Source organism: Micromonospora sp. NPDC048839, from assembly GCF_040649915.1.
Classification (GTDB): Bacteria; Actinomycetota; Actinomycetes; order Mycobacteriales; family Micromonosporaceae; genus Micromonospora.
Genome location: NZ_JBEZGL010000004.1, coordinates 517,125 through 535,463, shown reverse-complemented (window position 1 = coordinate 535,463; position 18,339 = coordinate 517,125). Strand labels below are relative to the sequence as shown.

Sequence of the window (18,339 nt, the reverse complement as noted above, 5' to 3'; positions counted from 1 at the left end):
CACGGCCACGGCCACGGAACCAGCGACGATCAGGCGATGCCCAACCGCGCCAACGGCTCGACCAGCTCCCGCTCCTCGTAGCTCAGGTGCGACAGCAGGGCGTCGGTCAACAGGTCCACCGCCGCCCGCAGCTCGGCGAGACCGTCCGGAGACCCGACGTACGCGACCAGGGCTTGGTCGACGCCCTCCAACACGTCGTGGATGACGTGGTGCTCCCGCTCCAGCCGGTCGACGACCGGGCCGAGCCGGGGGTCACGCGCTCGCAACCGAGGAAACAACGACTGGTCCTCGATGGTGTGATGGGTGGTGACGATCCGGCAGTACGACTCGCAGTAAACGCCGAGCGTCCAGCGGTTCTGGCGCATGGTCATGGTGTTGATGTGGGAGCGGGCCGCCCCGGCGTCGATCTCACCGGCCGCCACCTGCTCGATCAGATCGTGGATCTGGGCCAGCTCGGCACGCAGGCCGTCGTGGACCTGCACCAGGTGCGCCCCGGTGGCCTGCTCGTGCGGGGTGTAGGTGCGGTCCGGGTCGGGCGCGGGACCGGTCGGCCGGGTCGACTCGTCCCAGACCTGCTGGTCGCTGCGCCGCACGCCGTCGTCAGGGGTCGGCACCACGGCGAACGCCCCCCCGGTCACGGTCGCCCGACTCGGCCGCACCGACGGCTCCGACACACGCTCCCGCTCCGACGCCACCTCCGGCGCGCGCTCCACCTCCGGCGCACGCTCCACCTCCGGCGCACTCCCCGACTCCGGCGCACTCCCCGACTCCGGCGCACTCCCCGACTCTGGTGCCGCACCGCGATCACGCTCGGCCGCGACCAGTTCACGAACCGCCGGAGCGACCTCGCCGGCGAACCGGCGCAGGTCGTCGGGATCGTCGCTGCCGAGGATGAAGGTGCTGACACCCTCTCCCAGCGCCAACTCGGCAAGTTCCCGCGCCCACTGCTCGGCGGGTCCGTTCAGTGCTCCGCGCCCGACGGCCGAGAACTGCCCCGAGACGTTGAGCAGCCGGCGTACATCCTGCGGCGACCGGCCGGCCTCCCGCGCGGCGTCGTCGATCGTCGCGTTGCCCTTGGTCAGGTCGCCCGGCTGAAGATAGGCCAGCGACGGCAGCCAACCGTCGGCCCGGCGACCGGTGAGCTGGAGCATCCGGGGCTTGTACGCGCCCAACCAGATCGGCACCGCGTGGGCCGGCGCCGGTCCACGCTTGGCGCCTCGTACCCGGTAGAACTCACCATCGACACGGACGCCGCCGCGCGCCTCGGCGTCCCAGACCTGGCGGATGACCCCGATGGCCTCCTCCAACGCGCGTACGCCCTGGCCGGGGGTCAGGCGTCGGCCGCCCATCGCCTCGATGGCGTCCCAGAACGCTCCCGCGCCGAGGCCCAGACCGGCCCGGCCGCCACTGAGCAGGTCCAGGCTGGCCACGCTGCGGGCGAGTACCGCAGGTGGACGCAGGGGCAGGTTTGTCACGTTCGCCGCCACGTGCACGCGGCTGGTCCGGGCCGCGACGAAGCTCAGCAGGGTCCAGGTGTCGAGGAACGCGGGCTGGTACGGGTGGTCCTGGAAGGTGACCAGGTCCAGCCCGACCTGCTCGGTCAGGACGGCGAGGTCGACCGTGCGGGCCGGGTTGTCACCGCTGGGGGTGACGAACGATCCGAAGACCAGGTCATGGCCGTAGTCGCTCATCTGCGAGCCTCCCGATTCACGCGACGCCTCGAACGATGCGTCGTGCGTCAACCTTATGCCACGCAGAACATCTCCTGCCAACAAGGTCTTCGTCACTGCGCTATTGTTGGGGGATGACGGGTGCCCCTCACCGGCCGGACCGGCCCGATCCGCTCGACGACGACCTGGGCTGGATGCTCGGGATCGTCTTCCGTGGCTACGTCCGGGCGGCCGAGCACGCGCTCACCGACTTCCCCGGCGGTCCCCGCGGCTACCAGGTGCTCACCGCGGCGATCACCGGGCCGGCCCGAAACCAGGGCGCGATCGCGGAGGAGCTCGGCATCGACCGCACCGTCCTCACGTACCTGATCGACGACCTGGAACGGCCCGGGTTCGTCGCCCGTCGGGCGGACCCGGCGGACCGGCGTAACCGGCTCGTCGACGTCACCGACGTCGGGCGCGGCGCCTGGGAGCAACGGCGTCTGGCGCTACGACACGTCGAGTCGCACCTGTTGGGGGCGCTCACGCCGACCGAGTCGGCGACGCTGCGCGCACTGCTGCAGCGGGTCGCCTGCTCGGCCCAGGCGACGGACCCGCTGCGTGACCTCTGCGAGGTGGTGCCGCAGGTGCAACCCGCGCCGAACCAGACCGCGGCCCCGGCCGGCCGCGGGCGCGGCGCCGCCCCCCGGGGCCGGCGCCGCAGCACCGACTGACCCCGACGACGGCCGCCGGGGGGAAACGCGACGCGGGCCCGCCCGGCTCCCCCGACGTGGTACGTCGAGCGCAGCCGGACAGGCCCGTGGTGCCGCTGGCGGTGGGATCAGCGCACGTGCACGAACACCGGGTTCGAGTAGAACCACAGGTCGTCCCACGGACTCTCCAGCCCGTCGGCGAGCGGCTCGGCCTCGTCGGTGCTGGTGCCCCGCACCCGTGCGTAGGTGTCGGCCTCGACGTTGCGCAGCGTGTGCCGGATGACGTAGTCCTCGCCCTTCCGACGCCAGTCGCGCGGGCCGAACCGGGCCACCACCTTCGTGGTGGGGTTGGTGTCGGCGTCCAGGTTGGCGCTCGGGCCGGTGATCTGACCGACGATCAGGTCGACCCGACGGACCTCGGGACGGTCCCCGTTCGCGTTCACGCCGCCCAACGGACGGAACGTGATCTCGATCTCGACATCGGTACGGCTCCGACGGCTGACCGTGATGGTCTCGCCCACCTCGGCGGTCCTGCCCTGGGACCTGGCGGTGACGTCGAGACTGCGGATCAGATCGCCGGTGGTGACCCAGATCCGGCCGTTGCGCAGACCGTCCATGATGTCGCCGTAGTCCTGGCGGGCGTGGACGTAGGTCTTGCTGTACTCGCCCGGCCAGAAGTCGGAGCCGCCGCGGGTCCAGTGCACGTGCGAGTCGGAGGTCGCGGTGATCCACCAGCGCCGGCCCTCGCCGAGCAGTGAGTCCCACAGGCCACCGACCCGAGCGGTCATCTGGTCGAAGCCGCCGTAGGTGGGGTGGTTGCCGTACCCGCCCCGCTTGCCACCGTTGAGCGGACCGGCCTGGTGGCCGGGCGCGCCCTCGAAGCCGATGTAGACGTCCGGCGCGGCGTTGTTGCCGTTGCGGAACTCGCGCGGGGTGTCCTGGCCGTAGACGCCGAGACCGGGCGCCGAACGGGACGCGTGGTGGGCGATCACCAGCGGCTTGTGCGGCATGCCCCGGGCAACCTTGAGGAACTCCACCATCTTGGCCTCGGTGTCCCGGGCCGGGTCGGTGGGGAACGCGTCGTACTTGGCGAACCGGCTCTCCAGCTCGAAGAGCTGCTTCGCCTCGTCCTCGTGGCGCGGGATCATCAGCGTGTGGTGGTCCAGCGAGGGCGCGTCGAACTCCATGCCCCAGAACTGGAGCACCTCGGGGACCAGCTTGCGGGATCGCAGCAGGTCGGGGTACGCCTGCTCGATGTTCACCTTCGAGTGGGTCGGTCCACCGTGGTCGGTGCACATCGCCCAGGTCAGACCGAAGTTCTTCGCCATGATGGCGTTGGTGACGATCGGGTAGACCGCGTCCGCGCCCTTGTGGAAGACGATCGGGGACTTCGTGGTGTCGAACTCGCCGCTGTACTCGGAGTGGATGTGGTGGTCGCCAGCACGCCACACGCGGTTCTTGGAGTTGCCGCGGTCGCCCGTGTCGTCGCCCGGCCGACGATCCTCGTCAGCCCACGCCGCGCTGGCGCCGACCAGCGGGCTGGCCGCGGCCAGCGTCGCGCCGACGCCCGCGTACTTGACCAGCTTGCGCCGGGACAGCTGCGCGTGTTCGGTCTCTTCGGGTTGCTTGTCTCGCACTGCGGGCCTCTCCTCGATCAAGCGAATGCTCTTTCGATCAAGGAGCCTTGAAGAACGTTGTGAACATCCGTCGTACGGCGAGCGGGTCCACGATGAACACCGAGGCGTGACCTGCCAAAAGACCTGTTGACGACAGCAGCGGGTCACACCTCGACCGCAGGTAGTGCCCGGCCGGGCCGGTCAGGGCACCTGCCGGGTGTTCCGGGGCGTTCGCGCGGCCGACGGGTCGGTCGGCGCGGTGACCACCGGCGGCGCGACGTCGACGGCGGGCAGCCCGGCACGACCAGTGACCGGAAGGAGCAGCGCGCTGCGACCGAGGTCGACCTGGACGGTGGCGTCCCGGTCGGCGGTGTCGGTGAACTGCGGGTCGCTCTGGCCGAGCACCAGCCCGAGCACGTGCCCGGCGGGCACCACCGCGTCGTACGCGTTCATCGGGACGGTCACCGTGTACCAGCGGTCGGGTCGCAGCGGCGTGGTGAACCGCAGTGAGCGGTGATGCGCGGCGTCGAGCCACCCTCGGGTCAGCACGGCGTGGTCGGAGACCGCGGTGACCTCCTCGGTGTCGCGGTAACAGGCGTCGTCGACGTCGGTGGAGGCGCCCCAGCAGGACTCGGTGTCCAGTGTCCGCACTCCCCCCGCACCGGTGAGCAGAATCCGCTCGGCGGTCCCGTAGTCGACGAGCCGGGCGGTCAGCTGGGTGGTCGGCCGATCCACGCGGATCCGCAGCCGCACCGACGGGCTGCCGGAGATCCGCAGCGCGGTGGGCAGCGCGCCGGAGAGGAAGACCAACCGGCCGGCGGTCGCGGTGTTCGGCGCGGCGACCAATTCGTCCTCGAACAACGACTCGTCGACGTACTCCCGCTCCTGACCCGGCCGCGCACCGCGACCGCCGAGCGTCCCGGTCACACCGTCGCCGACGCCGAGGGCCACCCGCACGTCCCGGGTGCCGGGAGCGGGCCAGTCGCGCTGGGTCGTCCACGTGCCCGGCGCGGTCTCCAGGTCGACCCGCGGCTCGCCCATCACTCCGTTGGGCAGCCCCTGCAACCAGTAGTCGAACCAGCGGTGCAGGGCGGCCACCCACTCGGCGCGGCGAACGTCGAACGGATCCTGGTGACCGGTCTGGTGCAGCCAGAGCTTGCGAGGCACATCCTGCTCGGCCAACTCCTGCCACCAACGGGCGACGTGGTTGGTCGTGACGTTCAGGTCGTTGAGGCCGTGTGCCAGGAAGACGCTGGCCCGAACCCGGTCGGCCGAGGGCCGGTAGTCGCGCTGCGCCCAGAACCCGTTGTAGTCACCGGTCTCGTCGGCGCTGTCCGCCCGCAGCCGGGCCAACACCTGCGCACAGGCCTCCTCCGGGCGGCCGCTGACGACGGAGTGCAGGTATCCGGGATAGTCGGTGGCGACCAGCGCCCCCTGGTAGCGCATGTAGTCGTACCAGCTGGAGATCGCCGAGATCGGGACGATGGTGGCCAACCCCGCCACACCCGTGGCGGCGACCCCGTTGGCGACCGAACCGTCCCACGACTTGCCGATCATGCCGACCTGCCCGGTGCTCCAGGCGGCGCTGACCGGCCGGCCGACGGCGTCGTACGCGCGAGCCCGCCCGTTGAGCCAGTCGATCACCGCCGTGGCGCTGCCCACCTCGGCGGGACCGCCGACGTCCTCGCAGCCGGTCGACCGGGCGGTGCCCGCCAGGTCCACGGCGGCGAAGGCGTACCCGCGGGGGACGAAGTAGTTGTCGTAGAAGAGCGGGACCTTGGCGATCACGCCGGCCGCGTCGTACGTCTTCAGCTCCCCCTCGTTGCCCCGACCACAGCAGAGGTAGTAGGGCGAGGCGTCCATGATGACCGGTACGCGTACCCCGGCGACGGCGGCCTCCCGGGGGCGGACGAGGTCCACGGCAACCCGGTCGGGCACCCCGTCACCATCGCTGTCGGCGCGGGTCTGGACCCAGACGCTCTCCCGGATCGCGTCGGCGTACGAGTAGGCGGGGACAGTCTGGTCGCCCACCACGTGCGGCGGACGGGGGCGGGGCTGGGCCGTCGCCGTGGCCGTGGCCGCCGTCGGGGCTACCGCGCGGGCAGACGCGACCATCGGAGTCCCGGGTAGCGCGGCCACCAGAAGGCCGACCAGGACGGCGGCGGCCCGTGCGCGGGTGCCGACGGACAACGGCGCGGACCTCATGATGTCCTCCCGGAGGATCAACACGCGCATCGAGTTACATCGAATCGATGTTCGTCCAGCCTAGTGCCCGCCGGTGACCCGGGTGCCGGACAAACAGTCCTCCGGCGGGCGGACGGCCTGACGGACTGCTCAGATCCGGGCGCGGGGCAGCCAACCGAGGAATCGGAGCCGGACCCGGGGCAGCGGCACGGTGGGCAGATCCTGGGCGGCGGCGACCAGGCAGGAGCCCAGGTAGACCGCGAGGGCGGCGCGTGCTCCGCCGAACTCGGCGAGCAACTGGCTCTGCTTCGTGGCGCAGGGCCACTCCCGACCGCATCCGGTGCAGGTCCAGCTCGGGGGGCTGGGGAGGTGTTCCGGCAGCTTCGCGCGGCGGTACCGGCCGACGACGCTGTTGTCCGCGCGCACGTCGTGTCGGCGCGGCATCGGGCGTCCGTTGCGGGGTGCGATCGGGCGGGCGGCCGGCAGGTAACGCCCCACGGTGCCGAGCAGCACCCCTACCCGGATCAGGGCGTCCGGCCCGACGTGGTGGGCCAGCAGCGCGGTCATCAGGTAGTGCCCCAGCAGGTCGAACGCCTCACGACTCAGACCGAGGTCACGGCAGAGGTCGACGAAGTCCGGCGTGGTCAGCGGCACCCGGTTGTCGAGTGCGCGGCGCAGCACCGCGCGCAGATCGGCCCCGAGTCGCTGCACCGCGTCGCTCTCGCCCAGCCCCAGGCTGTCCTCGTCCGTCACCCGGGCCAGCGCCTCCGCCACAGCCAGTCGAACGACGCGGTCGGGATCAGTAATGTCCAAGGCGCACCCCTTTCGTAGGCCGGTCGCCCGGCAGCGGCCCGATCGGCCCGCGACGCCGGGGAATCATGAACAAGATTTCGCTGTCGCCCGCGGCGATGGCTAGGACAGCAGGCGCAGAACCCGCCGGCGGGTTAGTCGGAAAGCGAAGTCGACAGGCCGACACACTGCGGTGATTGGTAGGACGACCGACGACGATTGTCGTATGGTGACATTCCCATCGACGGATATTGCGCACCGCGATCTCTCCACCACCAGCCCAGTTCACGACGCCACCTCGACGTGTCGCTGCCGTCCCGCTCGCGACGTTCCACCTCACTGCACCGGCGGCCACCGCCGTGCCGAGACAACCCCGAGCACCTCGGCACGTTCGATCTGGCCTCCGGCACCAGTTCACCTTTCGGCGGCACCTCCACCGGACGGAGACAGCGGATGACGTCAATACCCGTGCAGACCCGACAATTCGACAGCCGTGACCCGGTGGCCATCCACGAGTTCCTGTCCGCGACGTACGACCCGAAGCTACGCCTGGACAGCAGGAACCGGTTCCGGCTCACCCATCACCGGGTCGACGCCGGCCCCTTCGCCATCGCGACCACGCGGCAGACCGGGCACCTCGACATCGGCGCCAGCACCCTCGACGGGCTGGTCCTCGGGCACACCCGCACCGCCCGCGTCGACCGCGTCTGCAACGGACCGGTCAACCGGTTCGGCCCCGGCGACGTCTTCCTCGTCACCAAGCCGGAGGAGCCCTGCACCGTACGGTGGCATCCCGGCGAGGTGGAGCTCTGCGTGTTGGATCTGGCGGTTCTGGAGCAGGTGGCCACCACCGCGCCGGCCCGCCGGCCCGGTCGGATCCGATTCACCGACCTGGGTCCCGCCGACCAGGCCCTCGCCCGGCAGTGGCGCACCACCACCAGCTACGTCAGAGACGTGGTACTGAACAATCCGTCAGTCAGCGCGCAACCGCTGGTGATCGGCAACGCCGCGCGGATGCTCGCCGCGGCGGCGCTCGCGGTCTTCCCGAACACCGCGTTCACCGAACCGACCGCCGCCGACCGACACGACGCCAGCACCGCCACGTTGCGCCGGGCGATCAGTTTCATGGAGGACTTCGCCGACCGGGACATCAGCGCGGCCGACATCGCCGCTGCCGCCGGCGTCTCGCTGCGGGCGGTGCAACTGGCCTTCCGCCGTCATCGCGGCACCACCCCGATGGCGTACCTGCGGCGGATCCGGCTCGCTCGGGCACACCGCGACCTGCTGCGCGCCGACCCCCGGCAGGAGACCGTCTCGGCCATCGCCAGTCGATGGGGGTTCGCCAGCCACAGCAGGTTCACCGCCCGCTACCACGCCAGCTACGGCGTGCCGCCCCGCGAGACGCTCCACGCCTGAGGCCCGGCTCGTCCCTTGTGGAGCCACCACGACGCGACGACAATCGGCGACGTGAAACTCCCGTCGCCGGTCGCGGTGCCGCTGGTGGCGGTGCTGACCCTCGCGGCCTGCGGCACCTCGCCCAGGTCGGCCGGCGACCCACCGAGCAGCGCGCCGTCGGCATCTCCCACCGCGACCCCGTCCGCGTCGGTCCGCTCCCCCGTCGTCCGCTCCCCCGTCGCCTACGACCGGGCGCTGCACGACGAGTTGGTCGCGATGCTGCAACGCGACCAGGCCGACCGCGAGGGCACGCCGCAGAGCGAGTCGGACCAGGCCCGCACCGCCCGCTTGAAGGACATCATCCGTACGCACGGCTGGCCGACCTTCGCGCTGGTCGGCGAGGACGGCGGCAACGCCGCGTGGGCGATCGCCCAGCACTCCGACCTGGATCCGGCCTTCCAGCAGCAGGCACTGGACCTGCTGCGCACGGCGGTGGCCGACCGACAGGCGTCGCCGGGCAACCTGGCCTACCTGGAGGACCGGGTCGCGGCGGGCAAGGGCGAGCCCCAGGTGTACGGGACACAGGTCCGCTGCGGTCCGGACGGTCCCGTGCCGGCGACTCCGATCCGGGACGAGCCGGGCGTCGAGCGGCGCCGGGCCGACGCCGGACTTCCCACGCTGGCCAGCTACCTGAGCGAGATGACCACGATCTGTGCGCAGGACGCCAACTAGAGCGCCGCCCACCGGCGTACGGCGTCTACTCTGCCTCGTCCTCCTGGTCGGTGAGCTCGGCCAACACGTCGGCGGCGTCGCGACTGCCCGCGTCGGCGAGCCGTCGAAGCTCGCCGACGTCGGCCCGCTCCGCCGCCACCTCGACGAGCTGGTCGACCGCGTCCCGGTCGCCCCGATCGGCGAGACGCCGCAGCTCGTCCATGTCGCCGAGTTCGCTGGCGAGCTCGACGAGTTGTGCCGCCGCGTCGGCGTTGCCGCTCTCCGCGAGCTGTCTCAGCTCCGCCAGGTCACCCCGTTCGCCGGCAAGCTCGACGATCTGGTCAACCGCGTCCCGGTCACCGTTCGCGGCTCGTTGCCGCAGGTCAGCAAGATCAGAATCTGCCATCCCGCACCTCTCACCTCACCGGCCGGCCTCGCTGCCATCGACAACCTAGACCAGTTGGGGCCGCTCCGGAGGACGGAACGGCCGACACCACCTGGGCGCCAGCCCCGTCAGCCTGCCTCGGACGCCTCGGCGATCAACAGACCGCCCAGCAGACCGCGCAGGGATCGCTCGAAGAGGTCGGTTCGCGGCGCGGGAGCGGAGGGCTGACGGAACGCCGCGACCAGGTGCGGGTACGCCGCGAGGTCGGCACCGGCGAAGCTGAGCGCCCCGGAGGCGGCCTCGCTGCGGGCGAAGAGCGTCACCACGCCGTTCATCATCGCGATCGCCTCGAACTTCGCGGTGACAGCGGCCGGCACCGGCTCCAGGATCCGGATGCAGTTGTCGAACCAGGCCAGGCTCGCCGGACCGATACCGGACGTCCGGTGACTCACCTCGATCAGCCACGGGTGCGTACGGTGCAGCGCCAACTGTCGGCGGCCCAGCAGCAGCATCGAGTCCAGCCAGTCTCCCTCGGCCTCCGGATACGGCCGCAACTCCCCCACGACCCGGTCGGTCATCAGGTCCAGGAGATCGTCGCGCGACGACAGGTAGCGGTAGAGGGATCCGGCGCCGGTACCGAGCGCGCCGGCGACAGCGCGCATCGACACCGCGGCAAGCCCTTCGCTGTCGGCCAGGGCGATGGCGGCCACGACGATGGCGTCCCGGCTGTGCGCAGGAGCGGGGCCACGGCTGCCGCGTTCGGGCCTGCTCCAGATCGGCTGCCGAGCCGAGTCGCCGTCGTCGGCTCTCGGGGATGCGTCACTCACTGACCTACTGTAAACTGCAAACGTCGTTCGCAGTTGTTGTCGCCACGGAGGAGTGGACGATCATGGAGCGGATCAGCGCACGGGACGGCGCGAGCATCGTGCTGCACTCCACGGGAGACGGGCCCGGCATCGTCGTGGTGCACGGCGGCGGCGTCACCATCGACGTCTACCGCCGGCTGGCCACAGCGCTCGCCGACCGGTTCAGCGTGCACCTCTACAACCGACGGGGACGGGCCGACGCACCACCCAGGCCGACGCCCTACACCCTGGAGCAGGAGGTCGACGACCTCGCCGTGGTGCTGGAGCACACCGGGTCGGGCAACGTCATCGGGCACAGCTCCGGCGGTTTCATCGCACTGGAGGCCGCGCTCCGGCTGCCGATCGAACGACTCGCCCTCTACGACGCCGCGGTCTGCATCGACGGTGGATTCCCGTCGGCGTGGCTCGCACCCGCGCAGGCGGCGCTGCGGGCTGGTGACGTCGCCCGGGGCCTCGCCATCACGGCCGCTGGCATCAACCCACAGATGGCGGCGGGGAAGCTCCCGCTCGGCGTACGGATCGCGATCATCCGCGCGTTCATGCGCACCCCGATCGGCCGGACGATGGCCGAGCTGCTGCCGTTGACGCTTGACGAATCGGCGCTGATCCGATCACACGACGGCCCGGCCAGCCAGTGGGCCGGGGTGACCGCCGACGTGCTGCTGACCTACGGCGCCGATGGCCCGCCCTACTACCGCGACCTGAACGCGGCGCTGGCCCGCGCGCTGCCGCGGGCCCGGACGTTGACCATTGCGCGCAGCGGACATGACGCCGTCAACCGGGCACACCCCAGAATTGTCGACCCGCTCGCCGACTTCTTCGCGGCCCGCGTGACGCCGGAGCAGACGGGCCACGCCTGAGGGGGTCGCGCGGTCGCCCGCGATCATTGATCTTGGCTAGGCTGGCGGCATGCCCGCCAGCCCTGTGCCCGCCCAGCGGCGTGAGCCGGGTCCACCCGAGCAGCACCGATCAGCCTGGTCCGCGCACTGCTCCCGAATCGCCCGGTCACGCCCCTTCGAGATCATCATCGTGGTGGTCATCCTCGCCAACGGGATCGTCCTCGGCCTGGAGACGTACGACGACCTGACTCCGGCGGGCACCGCACTGCACTGGCTGGAGCTGCTCTTCCGGGCCGTCTTCGTCGTCGAGATCGGCGTCCGGCTGGCGGCGTACGGCAGGCGTCCGCAGGACTTCTTCCGACACGGCTGGAACGTCTTCGACTTCGTGGTGATCGCGGCGATCTTCATACCGGGCCTGCACGGCGACCCCGCGCTGCTGCGCGTCGTGCGGGTCGCCCGGATGGTTCGGCTGGTGCGGTTCTCGCCGGGCCTGCGGACCATCGTCTCCGCGCTGTGGCGCAGCCTGCCGGGCGTCACCGGCTTCCTCGCCCTGGCCGTCGTGACGCTCTACGTCTACGGCATGGCCGGCTGGCTGATCTTCGGCAACCGCTATCCGGAGGAGTACGGCGACATCGGCAAGTCGCTGCTGACGTTGTTCGTGCTGTTGTCGCTGGAGACGCTGCCGGACCTCATCGAGCAGGGCATGGCCATCTCGCCGTGGACGCTGCTCTACTACGTCAGCTACGTGGTCATCACCGTCAACCTGCTGCTCAACATCCTCATCGCCGTCATCGTCAACTCGATGGAGGAGGCCCGCCGGTTGGAGATGACCGAACGCCTGGCCCCCGACTACGACGAGGACGGCGACGGCGTACCGGACGAGGTGGACCGCATCGCGCTCACCCAACGGCTGGACGACCTGCGGGCGGTCATCGCCGAATTGGAGCGCGAGTTGCGGATCGATCGGGACGACGGGCACGGCCGGCCGCACCGGGACGGCGCCCGTACCAGACGGTGATCCAACGCTCGCGGTGCGTGCTCCCGTTCGGATAGTGTCGACGGCGGTCCCACCGCTTCGGCCGAAGGGGCGCCAGCATGACGGCCACTGTCGACAATGCCCATCCCAACACCGCTGTCGCGAGCACCCTCGGCACCGTCATCGACGACGTGATCCGACCGCAAGCGACGATCGTCGACCGGGAGGGGGCCTTCCCCCGATCGGGTGTCGACGCCCTCGCCGCGGCCGGCCTGCTCGGCCTGGCCTCCTCGACCGAGGTCGGCGGCGGCGGTCACGGCATGCGCGTGGTCGCCGAGGTCGTCGAGCGGCTGGCCACCGAGTGCGGGTCCACCGCGATGGTGGTGCTGATGCACTACGCGGCGACCGCCGTCATCGAGGCGCACGGCCCGCGCGAGGTCCGCGCGGCCATCGCCACCGGCGGTCATCTCGCCACGTTGGCCTTCTCCGAGTACGGCTCGCGCAGCCACTTCTGGTCGCCGACCGGCACTGCGCGCACCACCGACGACGGCACGATCCGCCTCGACGCCCGCAAGAGCTGGGTCACCTCGGCCGGCGAGGCCAACAGCTACGTCTGGTCAAGCCTCCCGGTGGCCCCCGGCACCGGCCCGATGACGCTCTGGCTCGTTACCGCCGACAGTCCCGGCCTGACCGTGACCGGCGATTTCGACGGGCTCGGCCTACGCGGCAACGGCTCCCGGCCGATGACCGCCGAGGGGCTCCGCGTCCCGTCGCCAGCGATGCTGGCAGCCGACGGCGCGGGGCTGGACGCCGCGCTGGGCGCGGTCCTCCCCTGGTTCCTGGTGCTCAATGCCGCGTTCTGTCTCGGTCTGGCCGACAGCGCGGTCGCCGAGGCTGGCCGGCATCTCACCGCAACGACGCTCACCCACACCGGCGCGGCCCTGCGCGACGCGCCCGTCACCCGCCGCGACCTCGCCCGACTGATGATCCGCACCGACGCCCTACGTGCCTTCCTGGGCGACACCCTCTCCGCGCTGGAGACCGGCCGCGACGATGCCATGCTGCGGGTGCTGCAGGTCAAGGCGCTCGCCGGCGAGACCGTCGCCGACGTGACCGATGGCGCGATGCAGCTCTGCGGCGGCAGCGCGTTCCGCAGGGAGTTGGGCCTCGAGCGCCGTTTCCGCGATGCGCGCGCGGCCCGGGTGATGGCACCGACCACCGACGCCCTGCTCGACTTCGTCGGCCGGGTCGCCACCGGGCTACCCCTCTTCGACGGGGCCAACCGCTGATGCCGGCGCCGGCCGTCCTGATGGGCGCGGTCGCGTACGACCCCAAGGTGGTGACCATCTGGGAGGGATTCCGGGCCTGGCTGCGCGGGCGCGGCCTGGACTTCGACTTCGTCCTCTACTCGCACTACGAGCGGCAGGTCGAGGATCTCGTCGCCGGCCGGATCGACGCGGCCTGGAACTCACCCCTGGCCTGGTTGCGGGCCGAACGCCTGGCGGCGGCCACCGGCACCGCCGTCCACGCGCTGACCATGCGCGACACCGACCAGGACCTCACCTCGGTCGTGGTGGTGCGCGCCGACTCACCGGTGCGGCAGGTCGAGGACCTCGCCGGAAGACGGGTGGCTGTCGGCGCGGTGGACAGTCCACAGGCGACCCTGATTCCGCTGGAGCACCTCGCGAGCGTCGGCGTCGAGGTCGACGTGCGCCGGTTCGACGTCGGTGTGGGCCTCCACGGCGACCACATCGGCGGGGAGCGCGACGCAGCCCGCGCCCTGGTGGCCGGGGAGGTCGACGCCGCCTGCATGATCGACGCCAACCATCTGGCGTTCGTCCGGGAGGGCACGCTGCCGTCCGAGGGCACCCGGATCGTCGGGCAGACGGCGCGCTACGACCACTGCAACATGACGGTCCGCGTGCCTGAATCCGCCGGGGTCCAGCTCTTCGGCACGCTGCTGCTCGGCATGTCGTACGCCGATCCACAGGTGCGCCCGCTGCTCGACCTGGAGGGGCTGACGGCCTGGAAGGACGGCCGCACCAACGGATACACGCTGCTCGCCAGGGCGGTCGACGTCAGCGGGTTCTACTCTCCCGACGGGCGGGTGACGGCCACGGACTATCGGCCGTGAGCGAAGCAACGGCCGCCGATGTCGAGGTCCACCTCGGCGACCTGGGCTTCGGCCGGGGCGCGCACCTGCTGGTGCAACGCGCTCTGGCCGGCCTGCCACCGGGAGGCCGGGTGGCGGTGCGCGGCCGTGACCCGGCGCTGCGCGTACACCTGCCGGTCTGGTGCCGTGGCCGGGGTCACCGGGTCGAGTGGCCGGATCCGGGTGACCGGAGCGACCTCGTCGCGGTGGTGGTCCGCGGATCGGCGGATGACGACCGCTGGTTCGGCGCGGAGCGGGCCGGGCCGGCCCTCCCGTCGGCGCTCAGCGGCCGTCCACCGGCGCGGTGGGGGCTCGGCGCCCGGGGCGCCCTCCTCGAAGCCGGTGGTCCGGAGGCCCGGTTCGACCTGGACGACCGCGACCTGGTGTGGGCCGACATCGCCCCCCACCTGTACGCGCAGGCCGCCGCCCGACAGTGGGACCCGCAGGCCGCGGTGCCGTGGGACGACCCGTTCGTGCTGCCGGCCGACGTCGAGGCCGCGGTGGTGCAGGTGATGACCTACCTGGTGGAGAACGAGCAGGCCGCGCTCGTCGTACCGGCCCGGTTCGTGGGACGCATCCACCCGCACTTCCGGGAGGTGGTGCAGCTTCTGGCCGTGCAGATGGCCGATGAGGCCCGGCACATGGAGGTCTTCAGCCGGCGGGCACTGCTGCGGGGCGCCGACCTGGGTACGTCATCCGCGGGCGGTCGGCAGTCGCTGTTCACGCTCGTGGCGGAGTCGGACTTCGCCCTGGCGTCCTTCCTGCTCTCCGTGCTCGGCGAGGGCAGCTTCGTCGATCTGCTCTCGTTTCTGCACGAGAACGCCCCGGACCCGGTGACGCGGCGGATCTGTTGGCTCGCCCGGCAGGACGAACGCCGGCACGTGCTGTTCGGCATGGCACACCTGGAGCATCAGGCACAGCTCGACCCGCTGCTGCGGGATCGGTTGCGGGCGGCCATCCACCGCCGCCACGACGCCCTCGTCGACACCGCCGGCCTCAACGCGGACGTCTTCGACGCGCTCGTGGTGCTCGCCTCGGGTGGCTGGCACCCGGACGACGTGTCGGCCGGCCACGACCGGGTGCAGGCTCTGCAACACGCGATGGATCAGGGCCGCCAACGCCGGCTGGTACGGCTGGGCTTCCGGCCCGACGAGGCGGCGGCCCTCTCCGCCCTGCACACCCGCAACTTCATGTAGCCGATCCCCGCGCACGGCCACGGCGTGCGCGGGGATCGCTGGACGGCAGGTCAGGCAGCGCTGGTCACTGGCCGAGCAGGGTCCGGATCTGACCCGCGTAGCCGGCCACCGTGAAGTCCGGGCCGACGGAGTCCACCAGGATCAGATCGTTGATGGTGTGCGCGACGCGCAGCGACAGGATGGCCTGGTATTCGGGCGAGTTGTACCAGGTCCTGGCGGTGTCCGCGTCCGGGAACTCGATCAGCACGACCGAGCCGGGCCAACTGCCCTCGAGGACCTGCACCTCGGCGTCCAGGACGAGCCACGTGGCGCCGTACGGCTCGGTGGTGGCCTGCACCTGCTCCAGGTAACGCAGGGACTCCTCGGTCGGCACACCGCCGGGGATACGCAGGTGGTTGATCAGGTAGGTGCTCATCTCTCACTCCTCAACGTGGGTGATGGGTTTCCGGTCGAAGAAGTACGACCGGTCGTCTTGGAATCGGTGGACGCCGCGGCAGATGGCCCGACGCACACGTCAGCGGGGGTGGGGACCGAAGCGGGTCAGGCGAGGATCCGCGTCAGGGTGATCGTGCGGAACTCGTGGAGGGCGGTCAGGTCACCGGAGGCCTTCGCTCGCGCTGCCGCCCCCTCGTAGCTGGAGACGATGAAGCCGGCCAGGTCACCGGCGGGCTCGTCACCGTGCAGCTCACCAGCGGCGCGCGCCCGCTCGATCGTCACGGCGAGCGCGGCGACCCAGCGGCCGAAGCCGGCGTCGACGGCGGTGCGCAGAACGTCGCTGTGCGCCGGGATCTCGCTGGCGAAGTTGCCGAGCAGACAGCCGCGATCCCCCATGGTGTCGCCGAGGCCGGTGATGTAACGGAGGTGGTTGACGATCCGCTCGCGCGGCGTCCCGCCCCGCTTCTCGTCCAGCATCTCCAGCCCCATCGCCGCCGAGTACCTCGCCACCGAGTCGAGGGCGAGATCCTCCTTGCTGGCGAAGTGGTTGTAGAAGGTGCCCTTGGGCGCCCCGGCGGCGGCGACGATGTCCTGAACGCTCGTCCCGTTGTAGCCACGCAGATGGAACAGATCCAACGCGGCGTCGGACAACCGCTGCCTGGTCCCGGCGGAGGCCGGCGACTTGGGTCGGGGCATGTCGGGACGCTCCTTCGCTCGGGTGCTGGCTGACGTCCACCACAATATGACCGGTCGTCTCGGAATGCCAGTCATGTGACCACGGTCATTCCGCAGTACCGTCGAGGGCCATGACCAGCGACTCCAGCACGATCCGCGAGGCTCTGCTGCGGCTGCGCGAGCAGACCGATGCCCAGGCCGCCACCCTGGAGGGCGACCTGCGCAGCCTCTTCGAGGCGTCCCGGTCGTCGAACGCCGACGACGAACACGACCCCGAGGGCAGCACCATCGCCTTCGAACGCGCGCAGCTCACCGCCGTCCTGGACGCGGCCCGCCGACGCCTGGCCGAGTTGGACGTCGCGCTCCGGGGGATCGACGACGGCAGCTACGGCATCTGCGAACGGTGCTCCCGGCCGATTCCCGCCGAACGGCTCGTCGCCCGCCCGTCGGCGCGGACGTGTGTCGCCTGTGCCAGCCGGCGGTGACGGGGGGTCCCCGGCGACACCGTCGAGGCCGTCCGCGGAGTCCGCGACGAGATCCGGGGCCGATTCCTCGCCGAACTGCGCCCCACCGCCTGACCCCGCCGGCGGTGATCGGGGAGCCACACCACGATGGCCCTCCGATCACCGGCAGCGACCCACGAAGCCCTCGCCGCGCTACCGCCGCGCCTGCGCGGGCACCACCGTGACAACCTGCGTGCGGGTCGAGCTCTCGGCAATGAACGGGTCGCTCGACCAGAAACTGGTGTGGAGGTATCCCGTCTGGGAGGGGGCCAGGTCGAGTGCGAACCGCCCCTTGGCATTTGTGTTCACAAACCCGTACTGGTTGTAGCAGCCGTTGTCGTCGCACAGCACGAACAGGATCGCGAAGACCTGGTTGGGGAGCGGGGCCCAACCGGACGGGGTGAGCCAGGACAGCCGGCCGCTGGCCCGGACGGTCTCGCCGGCGACGATGTGGGTGCGGTCCACCGTCGCGGTGAGGCGCGTCTTGCGAGGCACGATCGGCAACTGGAAGTAGACCGGTTCGGACTGCTCGAAGCCGAGTTCGCCGTACGACCCCGCGTACTGCACCATCACTTCCGAGTTGTAGGCGTACAGGGTGACGGTCCCGGTGAACGAACCGTCGGCCGCCGTACGCACCGGCGGAGAGCCGACGCCCGCGTTGATGTCGACAGGGACGTCGGCGAGCGGCCGGATCTCGCCGGTGCCCGGCCAGCGTCCCTTGAGGACACCACGTGCGGTCACCTCACGGTGGTCGTAGTCGATGGTGCTGCGGTCGATGGTGACGTCCTCCAGGAAGGTGGCGACCCGGTAGTTGAGCCAACCGGCCAGGTCCTCCCGTACGTGGTTGCCCGCGGTGTCGGTGACCTCGACGTGGACCCGGTGCTCGCCGAGTTCGTCGAAGATCAACGGCGTCGGCGTCGCCCAGATGGTGGCGTCCGGCGTCTCCGAGTCGACGACGAAGTCCGAGGTCTGGGCGATGGGGACGCCGTCATCGGTGACGATCTCCGCGCGAATCTCGGCAACCGGCTGCGTCGAGGTGATGGAGACGAACAACCTGCCCCGATCACTCCCCGAGGAACCGTAGGCGCTGTTGACCCGCAGGAGGTCGGCGGCCTGGGCGGGTGCCGGCGCGGCGCTGACGACCAGTGCCACGCCGAGCACACTGGCAGCGAGAATTGACGTTCTCTTCATGGAACCCCCGTTGGAAGCCCGTCGAATCGACGGAAGCGAACCTCCAGTTATAGAGGCCGGGGCG

At 71.2% G+C, this 18,339-nt stretch carries 18 protein-coding genes; 9 read left to right on the top strand and 9 right to left on the bottom strand.

Annotation, left to right across the window (positions count from 1 at the left end; genetic code table 11):
- Positions 1-29: 29 nt before the first annotated feature.
- Positions 30-1,691 carry an LLM class flavin-dependent oxidoreductase gene (locus AB0C25_RS11040; RefSeq protein ID WP_357371896.1) on the bottom strand — a complete coding sequence of 554 codons (1,662 nt, stop codon included), beginning with the start codon at positions 1,689-1,691 and terminating at the stop codon, positions 30-32.
- A 113-nt stretch (positions 1,692-1,804) separates the two neighbouring features.
- Here AB0C25_RS11040 and AB0C25_RS11035 point away from each other — a divergent pair, with 113 nt between their 5' ends.
- Positions 1,805-2,383, top strand: coding sequence for a MarR family winged helix-turn-helix transcriptional regulator (locus AB0C25_RS11035; RefSeq protein ID WP_357371893.1), 579 nt, complete (start codon positions 1,805-1,807; stop codon positions 2,381-2,383).
- 107 nt (positions 2,384-2,490) lie between these two features.
- Here the strand turns inward: AB0C25_RS11035 and AB0C25_RS11030 are convergent, their stop codons facing one another.
- The 3 genes from AB0C25_RS11030 to AB0C25_RS11020 form a co-directional block, all read right to left on the bottom strand.
- Positions 2,491-3,999, bottom strand: a complete 1,509-nt coding sequence (locus tag AB0C25_RS11030) for a phosphoesterase (RefSeq protein WP_357371891.1) — start codon at positions 3,997-3,999, stop codon at positions 2,491-2,493.
- Positions 4,000-4,179: 180 nt separating this feature from the next.
- Positions 4,180-6,213 (bottom strand): Xaa-Pro dipeptidyl-peptidase, encoded by a 2,034-nt coding sequence (locus AB0C25_RS11025; RefSeq protein WP_357371890.1) that lies wholly within the window; start codon positions 6,211-6,213, stop codon positions 4,180-4,182.
- Between the two features lie 99 nt (positions 6,214-6,312).
- Positions 6,313-6,975 (bottom strand): hypothetical protein, encoded by a 663-nt coding sequence (locus AB0C25_RS11020; RefSeq protein ID WP_357371888.1) that lies wholly within the window; start codon positions 6,973-6,975, stop codon positions 6,313-6,315.
- A 429-nt stretch (positions 6,976-7,404) separates the two neighbouring features.
- Between AB0C25_RS11020 and AB0C25_RS11015 the strand changes: the two genes are divergently transcribed.
- Positions 7,405-8,367 (top strand): AraC family transcriptional regulator, encoded by a 963-nt coding sequence (locus AB0C25_RS11015; protein WP_357371886.1) that lies wholly within the window; start codon positions 7,405-7,407, stop codon positions 8,365-8,367.
- A 51-nt stretch (positions 8,368-8,418) separates the two neighbouring features.
- Positions 8,419-9,078, top strand: a complete 660-nt coding sequence (locus AB0C25_RS11010; protein WP_357371884.1) for a DUF6624 domain-containing protein — start codon at positions 8,419-8,421, stop codon at positions 9,076-9,078.
- Between the two features lie 25 nt (positions 9,079-9,103).
- Here AB0C25_RS11010 and AB0C25_RS11005 read toward each other — a convergent pair whose 3' ends face one another.
- Positions 9,104-9,463 (bottom strand): hypothetical protein, encoded by a 360-nt coding sequence (locus tag AB0C25_RS11005; protein ID WP_357371882.1) that lies wholly within the window; start codon positions 9,461-9,463, stop codon positions 9,104-9,106.
- Between the two features lie 107 nt (positions 9,464-9,570).
- A complete protein-coding gene (locus AB0C25_RS11000) occupies positions 9,571-10,269 on the bottom strand; it encodes a helix-turn-helix domain-containing protein (protein ID WP_357371880.1) in 699 nt (232 codons plus the stop codon).
- 62 nt (positions 10,270-10,331) lie between these two features.
- Between AB0C25_RS11000 and AB0C25_RS10995 the strand changes: the two genes are divergently transcribed.
- From AB0C25_RS10995 to AB0C25_RS10975, 5 genes are all read left to right on the top strand, one after another.
- On the top strand, positions 10,332-11,168 hold the full coding sequence (locus AB0C25_RS10995) for an alpha/beta hydrolase (protein WP_357371878.1): 837 nt from the start codon (positions 10,332-10,334) through the stop codon (positions 11,166-11,168).
- A 49-nt stretch (positions 11,169-11,217) separates the two neighbouring features.
- The gene (locus AB0C25_RS10990; RefSeq protein WP_357371876.1) at positions 11,218-12,165 is read left to right on the top strand and encodes an ion transporter; all 948 of its coding nucleotides are present in this window, start codon (positions 11,218-11,220) and stop codon (positions 12,163-12,165) included.
- A gap of 77 nt (positions 12,166-12,242) precedes the next feature.
- Positions 12,243-13,412: an acyl-CoA dehydrogenase family protein gene (locus tag AB0C25_RS10985; protein ID WP_357371874.1), complete on the top strand. Its 1,170-nt coding sequence runs from the start codon at positions 12,243-12,245 to the stop codon at positions 13,410-13,412.
- Entirely contained in the window at positions 13,412-14,257 is an 846-nt protein-coding gene (locus tag AB0C25_RS10980; RefSeq protein ID WP_357371872.1) for a PhnD/SsuA/transferrin family substrate-binding protein, read from the top strand. Before AB0C25_RS10985 ends, AB0C25_RS10980 begins: the two co-directional genes overlap by 1 nt.
- Entirely contained in the window at positions 14,254-15,471 is a 1,218-nt protein-coding gene (locus AB0C25_RS10975; RefSeq protein WP_357371870.1) for a ferritin-like domain-containing protein, read from the top strand. Before AB0C25_RS10980 ends, AB0C25_RS10975 begins: the two co-directional genes overlap by 4 nt.
- 64 nt (positions 15,472-15,535) lie before the next feature.
- Here the strand turns inward: AB0C25_RS10975 and AB0C25_RS10970 are convergent, their stop codons facing one another.
- Complete coding sequence (locus AB0C25_RS10970; protein WP_357371868.1) at positions 15,536-15,886, bottom strand: DUF1330 domain-containing protein; 351 nt, start codon at positions 15,884-15,886, stop codon at positions 15,536-15,538.
- 125 nt (positions 15,887-16,011) lie between these two features.
- A complete protein-coding gene (locus tag AB0C25_RS10965) occupies positions 16,012-16,602 on the bottom strand; it encodes a TetR/AcrR family transcriptional regulator (RefSeq protein WP_357371866.1) in 591 nt (196 codons plus the stop codon).
- Between the two features lie 110 nt (positions 16,603-16,712).
- Between AB0C25_RS10965 and AB0C25_RS10960 the strand changes: the two genes are divergently transcribed.
- On the top strand, positions 16,713-17,066 hold the full coding sequence (locus AB0C25_RS10960) for a TraR/DksA C4-type zinc finger protein (RefSeq protein ID WP_357371864.1): 354 nt from the start codon (positions 16,713-16,715) through the stop codon (positions 17,064-17,066).
- A 171-nt stretch (positions 17,067-17,237) separates the two neighbouring features.
- Here the strand turns inward: AB0C25_RS10960 and AB0C25_RS10955 are convergent, their stop codons facing one another.
- On the bottom strand, positions 17,238-18,275 hold the full coding sequence (locus AB0C25_RS10955) for a hypothetical protein (RefSeq protein WP_357371862.1): 1,038 nt from the start codon (positions 18,273-18,275) through the stop codon (positions 17,238-17,240).
- Positions 18,276-18,339: the final 64 nt, after the last annotated feature.